At 43.1% G+C, this 7,113-nt stretch carries 9 protein-coding genes and 1 tRNA gene; 5 read left to right on the forward strand and 5 right to left on the reverse strand.

From position 1 onward, the window contains the following. From HZA10_01300 to dksA, 4 genes are all read left to right on the forward strand, one after another. Positions 1 to 525: NADH-quinone reductase (locus HZA10_01300; protein ID MBI5194938.1), on the forward strand; the 525-nt coding region annotated here is incomplete at its 5' end. A gap of 187 nt (positions 526 to 712) precedes the next feature. Next, the gene (locus HZA10_01305) at positions 713 to 1,816 is read left to right on the forward strand and encodes an RnfABCDGE type electron transport complex subunit B (protein ID MBI5194939.1); all 1,104 of its coding nucleotides are present in this window, start codon (positions 713 to 715) and stop codon (positions 1,814 to 1,816) included. Positions 1,817 to 1,888: 72 nt separating this feature from the next. Further along, complete coding sequence (locus HZA10_01310; GenBank protein ID MBI5194940.1) at positions 1,889 to 2,251, forward strand: PilZ domain-containing protein; 363 nt, start codon at positions 1,889 to 1,891, stop codon at positions 2,249 to 2,251. Between the two features lie 71 nt (positions 2,252 to 2,322). After that, positions 2,323 to 2,865, forward strand: coding sequence for an RNA polymerase-binding protein DksA (gene dksA, locus HZA10_01315; GenBank protein ID MBI5194941.1), 543 nt, complete (start codon positions 2,323 to 2,325; stop codon positions 2,863 to 2,865). A gap of 20 nt (positions 2,866 to 2,885) precedes the next feature. On the opposite strand, the gene HZA10_01320 is transcribed toward dksA, so the two are convergent. Beyond that, positions 2,886 to 3,683, reverse strand: coding sequence for an ABC transporter permease (locus HZA10_01320; GenBank protein MBI5194942.1), 798 nt, complete (start codon positions 3,681 to 3,683; stop codon positions 2,886 to 2,888). A gap of 32 nt (positions 3,684 to 3,715) precedes the next feature. Continuing rightward, positions 3,716 to 4,645, reverse strand: a complete 930-nt coding sequence (locus HZA10_01325; protein ID MBI5194943.1) for an ABC transporter permease — start codon at positions 4,643 to 4,645, stop codon at positions 3,716 to 3,718. A gap of 425 nt (positions 4,646 to 5,070) precedes the next feature. On the opposite strand from HZA10_01325, the gene HZA10_01330 reads away from it, so the two are divergent. Next, entirely contained in the window at positions 5,071 to 5,715 is a 645-nt protein-coding gene (locus HZA10_01330) for a DUF1566 domain-containing protein (protein MBI5194944.1), read from the forward strand. Positions 5,716 to 5,832: 117 nt separating this feature from the next. On the opposite strand, the gene HZA10_01335 is transcribed toward HZA10_01330, so the two are convergent. From HZA10_01335 to HZA10_01345, 3 genes are all read right to left on the reverse strand, one after another. Continuing rightward, a complete protein-coding gene (locus HZA10_01335) occupies positions 5,833 to 6,186 on the reverse strand; it encodes a DUF5615 family PIN-like protein (GenBank protein MBI5194945.1) in 354 nt (117 codons plus the stop codon). Then, positions 6,183 to 6,602, reverse strand: coding sequence for a DUF433 domain-containing protein (locus tag HZA10_01340; GenBank protein ID MBI5194946.1), 420 nt, complete (start codon positions 6,600 to 6,602; stop codon positions 6,183 to 6,185). The genes HZA10_01335 and HZA10_01340 overlap by 4 nt, the downstream gene beginning before the upstream one ends. A gap of 135 nt (positions 6,603 to 6,737) precedes the next feature. Beyond that, a tRNA-Ala gene (locus tag HZA10_01345) sits at positions 6,738 to 6,810 on the reverse strand. Between the last annotated feature and the right edge of the window lie 303 nt (positions 6,811 to 7,113).

The raw sequence follows: 7,113 nt of genomic DNA on the forward strand, positions 1-7,113 counted from the left end.
ACAAGATTCCTGGGGCTTTGCATTTTTTTTGGTGTCTCAAAGAGGATGGAAACTGCCGTTGGAATGAGCATAACTTTTACCGCTGTCATGGTAATAAGTTCGGCCTTAAGCTGGATTGTCTTTAAATATATCATGATACCTTTTCAACTTGAATTCCTTAAGATTATTGTATTTATCGGCGTTATTGCCGCATTTGTGCAGTCTGCCGATACAATTATGAAAAAGGTGAGTCCTGCGATGTATCACAAACTCGGCATCTACCTTGCGCTGATTACCACCAACTGCATAATACTTGCAGTACCGCTGATAAACGCCGGGGAGGGTTATTCTTTTATAGAAAGCATGGCCTTCGGTCTTGGTTCCGGACTGGGTTTTGCGCTTGCGCTGGTTATTATGGCAAGCATACGCGAAAAGCTGGAATTGGCAGACATACCGGCGCCGTTTAAAGGAATGCCGATATCATTTATTGTGGCAGGACTTATCGCGCTTGCATTTACGGGGTTTTCAGGGCTTATAACTCTGTAAAATAAAGGGTTCAAGGATTCGTGGGTTCAAGGGTTCACGTGAAAAATTTTTTAAAAAAATTAATTCCATCACTGGAATCCTTGACCCCTTGGCCCCTTGAACCCAGAGAGGTTGCTCAATGTTTGACTTTAACATTACAAAAACACTGATTGATTTAATTAACCTGATAAACCACATCCCGCTTCCCATGCTCGGCGTCGGCGGAGGGGTTGAGGCAAAAGAATATGTGGATTTAGCTCAGGTCTTAAAATTTTCCGCAATATTCTTAGCCGGAATCAGCGCCATATTCGGAATTGGTCTTGCCTTTGCAGCTAAAAAATTTGCCGTTCAGGAAGACCCCCGCATTGACCAAGTCTCAGAGTGCCTTGCCCATGCCCATTGCGGCGCCTGCGGTTTTGCAGGCTGCAGGCAGTATGCAGAGGCAGTAGTCTTAAAACCTGAGGTTGCGCCTAATTTATGCACACCGGGCGGAAAGGCCTCAGCAGAAGCCGTTGCTAAAATTACGGGCAAGGCAATGAGCGCCTTAGAGCCAAAAATTGCACGGGTGTTCTGTCAGGGAGGCATGTCCAAATCAGCGCGTAGATTTAAATATGAAGGAATTGCGGACTGCAGGGCTGCCGTCCTTTCAAGCGGAGGGGACAAGTCCTGCATCTACGGCTGTCTGGGCTACAGCACATGCGCAAATGTCTGTTCATTCGGCGCAATAATTATGAGTGATGACCATCTTCCGGTAATTAATCCGGTGAAATGCACTGCATGCGGTAAATGCGCCCAGGCATGTCCCAAAAAAGTCATTGAAATTTTACCTTCTGCAAAAGAGGTTCTGATAAGATGTCATTCAAAAGACAAAGGCGCTGAAACCAAAAAAAATTGTAAGCCCGGATGTACCGGATGCGGCATCTGTGTAAAGGTCTGCCCTTATAACGCTCCGCTGGTGGAAAATAATCTCTCAAGAATCAATCTTGATAAATGCAGGGTGTGCGGGCTTTGCACGGCTAAATGTCCTTCAAAGGCAATCATGGACTACATACCGCACAGACCAAAGGCTTTTATTACGGAAAAATGCATCGGCTGTGCCATATGCACAAAGGTCTGCCCTGTCAATGCAGCCTCCGGAGAACATAAAAAACTTCATGCGATAGACCAGAATAAATGCATCGGCTGCGGCATATGCACATCCAAATGCCCGGTTACAGCTATAACAGGAACCTTTAATTATCAGGAAATTGCACAGGCTGCCGCTGCTAAAAAAACGGCAAAGCCTAAAGATACGGTAGCCGCTGTTTCGTAATATTAATTTATGCTTGTATAATTTTTTATAATTATATAATGTATTATTATAATTTCTATTGGGGGTGGTAGTATGAGAAATTTAAATTATATGGTTCCTGCATCACTTGAAAATTCAGAGAGAAGGAAGCATAAACGCGAACCGCATAGTGCGGCAATTAAATTTTCATTAAACGACATAGAACTTCACCAGTTAAAAAAAATAACGGCAGGCGGCACTACGTTAGACATAAGCAACGGCGGCATAAGCCTCCTGACCGATTACCCTATTGAGCCCGGACATGTCCTCATATTTAACAACGGAAAGAATCCGGTGCCTCCCGGCGTCGGGATAGTCAAGTGGGTCAGAAGCGAAGGCGTAAATATCAAGGGAGGGGTTGAGTTCATAGGCGAACCAGAGTTATCTTTTAAACAGGCCATGCAAAACTTGTCCTGATGTTTGACTTAATCTATAAAATTTGTTAGTCTATATCCCGTTTTTTATCTTCCCTGAAAAGAGGTTTTTGCATGGCAAAGAAAATTAAAAAGATAGCTAAGAAAACGACTTCCAAACAGGCAACAAAAAAAGTTAAGAAGCAATCCAAAAAATCGCCTCCGAAAAAAACAGTTAGAGCCAAACCGGCTTCTGCGGGCAAAAAATCTCCAGCGGTCAAAAAAGCCACTGCCAAAAGCTCCGGCAAACCATCGCTGAGGGAAAAGAAGATTCTTGAGATTAAGAAGAGTCTCATAGCGCAAAAAGAAATGCTGCTTAAAGAGGCTGAAGAGGCCTTAAACAGCCTTCCGGGAGAGATAAACTTCCCTGATATGGGCGATCAGGCTACTGCTGAAACAGACAGGAACTTTATGCTCAGGTTAAGAGACAGGGAGCGGATGCTTTTAAAAAAAATTGACGAAACCATTGACCGGATAGACATGGGGAATTACGGTATCTGCGAGGAATGCGCTAATCCAATTGACATTAAACGGCTTGAGGCAAGGCCTGTCACCGCTTTATGCATTGACTGCAAGACCCGTCAGGAAGAAGAAGAACGGATAGCTGCAGGCGGATAAACTTAAGGTGATTTCAAATCTCAAATTTCAAATTTGAAATCCATTTTATTTCGCAGCATGTCTCCGAGTATATTAAAACAGACTGCAGTTGCAAATATTGCCAGTCCCGCAAATATCACCATCCACGGCGCCGATAATATATATATTCTGTTAATGCTTATCATTGACCCCCACGTCGGCGCCGGCGGCTGTGCGCCGAGACCGAGAAAACTCAGCGCTGATTCCGTAAGCAGGTAACCTCCCAATTTAAGCCCTAACACAATAAAACTAAACGGCAGGCAATTTGGAAGAATATGCCTTACTATAATCCTTGCATCAGAACATCCGAGAGCCCTTGCCGAATCAATATAAGTAAATTCCCTGAGACTTAGAACATTTCCTCTTATAAGCCTTGCAAATGAAGCCCAGCCGACAGCCGTAATAGCTATAACAACAGTAAAAACCCCGGGAGGGAAGACGACAGATATGCCTATTGCGAGGAGAAGCGAGGGGAACGAAAGTATTAGGTCAACAAGCATCATAAGCGCCATATCTACCCTGCCGCCGAAATAACCTGCAATAAGACCAACCGTCAGCCCTAAACAGAGGGAAATAACCCCTGCTGTCACAGCAATACCGATTGAAAGCCTCCCTCCATAAAGAATGCGGCTTAAAATATCCCGGCCCTTGTTGTCAGTGCCAAAGGGATGACTGAGGCCGGGAGGTTCTTTGATGCTGTCAAGGTCAATTCTTACCGGGTCGTAGTTAGTCAGCAAAGGCGCAAAAACAGATGCCACTGTTATTAATATCAAAATCGCAATTGCTATTTTACTTCCCATTTTTTTAGTTTCCAGTTCTCACTTCTCATTTCTCATTTATACTTTACCCTCGGGTCAAGATAGTGGTATAACAAATCAACAAACATGTTTATCAAAATAAATGCCGTTGTGCCCGTTAATAGACATCCCATCACAACCGGGTAGTCTCTCTTGATAATCCCCTCCATCGTAAACCTGCCGATGCCGTCCCAGCCGAATATTGTCTCTGTAAGGACTGCGCCGTTAAGATAGCTCCCGAAATCAAGTCCTATAATAGTCACAAGCGGTATCATTGCATTTTTAAGCACATGCCTGAACCATATTACATTTTCCTTCAGACCCTTTGCCCTTGCAGTTTTTATAAAAGGCTGCCCTATAATTTCAAGCATTGCCGTCCTTAAAATCCGTGCGATAGATGCCCCCGCAGGCAGGGAAAGCGTCACTGCAGGCAGGATTAAAAACCTTATGTCCCCTGTGCCGGAAGGCGGCAGCCATTTCAAGTAAAATGAAAAGATGTACATCAATATAAGCCCTATCCAGAATACAGGTATACTTATACCGCCAATTGAAACCAAGGAGGAAAAATTTCCAAAGAAATTTTTCCTCCTTGAGCCTGTGGCTGAGATGATTCCAAGCACAACGCCTGCCGGCGCCGCTATAAGCATTGCCGCTATTGCAAGCTTAAGCGTGTTAGGGAACTTTTCAACTATATCTTGAGCCACAGGTCTCTGCGTGTAATAAGACCTGCCGAGGTCGCCTTTTACAACAAGATTTAAATATCCCGCAAACTGGGATATAAAGTTTTTGTCAGTTCCAATCTGCTGCCTGATGCGTTCCATAGTCTCCGGATTTGCCCTTTCGCCCGCAAGGGATGTGACAGGATCTCCGGGCAGCGCCTTTATCAGTGCAAAGGTGATGAAAGTGATGCCGAGAAGAAGGGGGATTAAAAGAAGAAGTTTTTTAAGGATATATGGTTTAAGCAATTTTTCTTAATGCAGTTTAATTCACTAATGCATTACCCTGACAAAACAAAGCGTTTTTTTCTTTTAAATTCTTTTAATACATCCGCAATGTCTTTAATTTTACCTGTCATTAAAAGAGAATGCAACAAACAGATAAAAAATCGTCATTGCGAGTGAAGCGAAGCAATCCCGTATTTTCCGGTGAGATTGTCACGTCCCGAAAAATCAGGACTCGCAATGACTAAAAAACAAGGGCATTAGTCATTATTAATAATTCTTATAGCTCCTATAAGTTTTTTATAAAAACTCTTGACAAATGGGGGGGTAGTGTAAAAAAAGTGATAATTTTGTACTGTAAATATTTTTTGCCTTAGCACTATCAAAAAGAAAGGAGGGGGAATCGCAGTATCGTTGTTTACCAAAAAAAAATAAGGGGGGATTAAAAAATGAAAGTATCAAAGTTTTTAGTTTTAAGTATTGTTTTATTGGTAATGGTCTTAGTATTTGCCATGCAGTCTCATGCCGCATTGGAGCTCTTAGGACAGGGTACATCCACACATGGTACATACAACCTCATCTATGATACTGACCGTAATGTCACGTGGTATGATTATACGAACACAGCTAATACATGGCAGAATCAGGTAAGCTGGGCAGATGCATTATCAGTTACTTTCGGTATTAATACTTATACTGATTGGCGGTTGCCGACAGCTTTAAACCAAGATGGCTCAGAGCTTTGTAGGCACTATGACTGCACTGGCAGCGAGATGGGGCATCTGTATTATACGGAACTCGATAATTCTGCATATTTGGGACTGATAAACAAGGGTGACTTTCAGAATTTGACACATGCCTATTACTGGACGGGTACCGAGGATAGTCCAACTTTCGCGTGGTTCTTCAATACTAACGACGGCGGCCAGGACTACGACGGGGGAAAGAGTTATGACAGCTTCAGTGCCATTGCCATTCGTAACGGACGCGCCATCGCCCCTGAACCCATCAGCTCTATTCTTTTCTTAACCGGCGGGGCGACATTGGGAGCAAGAAATTTCTTTAGGAGAAGAAAATCTGGATGCCCCGATTAAATCGGAGCATGACAGGTTATAGAACTGGATTCCGTGTCAGGCACGGAATGACGACTTTAAACAGGTGGGGCTTGGCATAGCCAAGCCCCACCCTTTAGTCAGCGTCTCAAATAAAAACTATGCTTCAAGAAAATCAAAAGTATACGGCTCTAAGGAATCTTGCGGGTGTTTTGAGTCATATTTAATAATGGCTTTCGCTATGAAAGAGAATTTATCGCCGGGGAGCGTATAGGGCATTATCAGCACTCCATTATGCGGGTGATGCTCGTTAAAGAACTGCACAGTTAAGCGGATATAGTCATTCCTGTTGCGGGTTATAAGACATCTTCTTTCAGATGCAGCGCGCCGAAGATGCTCTATATCGGCAGCTTGTGCCATTCCGGCTTCATAAGCGCTTATGGCATCTATATGATGTTTTTTCAGGATTTCTGCAATTGTCGGGCTGATGTCCTCATCAATGTAATATTTCAACGAATATCTCTTGAGAGAAATGGATATTTTTTATAAACAACTTCTCTGGTCAGTTCTTCATTCTGCTTTATAAGGCGGTTAATTTCTTCAGGATATGCCTTATAATAACCAACAGCGGAACGCAACTGCTGCTCGGCAAGCCAGTGATAGGCCTCACGCAGACGATTAATATCCCTGTCTACCCCTTTATAAGCTGCAATAATCTCCCATACTTCTATGCCTGTACCTGCAATCCTCGCCCTGCGCCCGGAAGTGCCCTCAGTAAAAATTATGCCCGGACAGCGCTGCATTTTTACTGCTTCTTCAAGCAATGCATTTGCTACAGCAGAAAATTCCCTGCCGGATTCACGGGCAATGTTCTCAACTTGTTTAAGCGTCTTTTCCTGAATCCTGATGCTTTTTTGAACAGTAGGCATGGCAAACTCCTTTTCAACGGATGAATTACATCGTATGACATTATATTACGCTAAATATTCAAATTAGTCAAACGGTAAAGCAGCAGGGGGCGTGGTATTCCACGCCCCACACTCTAATTCTTATATTCAAAAAAATGGAGGTGAGCGGGATCGAACCGCTGACCTTCTCGTTGCGAACGAGACGCTCTCCCAACTGAGCTACACCCCCAGTACTACGGTGAAAAGTTATAAGTTAAAATTAAAAGGCTGCAAACCATTTATATTATAACGGCGTGTATGTCTGAAAAACTTTAAGGCAATACCTTTATTGTCATGCTGCCTTTTACAAACAGTTTAAAAGCAAATGCTGAAAACTTTTTGCAGCATGACAGATAATAATCATTATTGCTTTCTTAAAGATTTGAAGGCATATATGACGTTATATAAAATAGCATAAAATACTTATGTTGAGTCAATCCTATTCATATACATACCCCGCCCTCGTAACTTTTGTCACATAAAAAACCTCGCA

Source organism: Nitrospirota bacterium, assembly GCA_016212185.1.
Classification (GTDB): Bacteria; Nitrospirota; Thermodesulfovibrionia; order UBA6902; family DSMQ01; genus JACRGX01.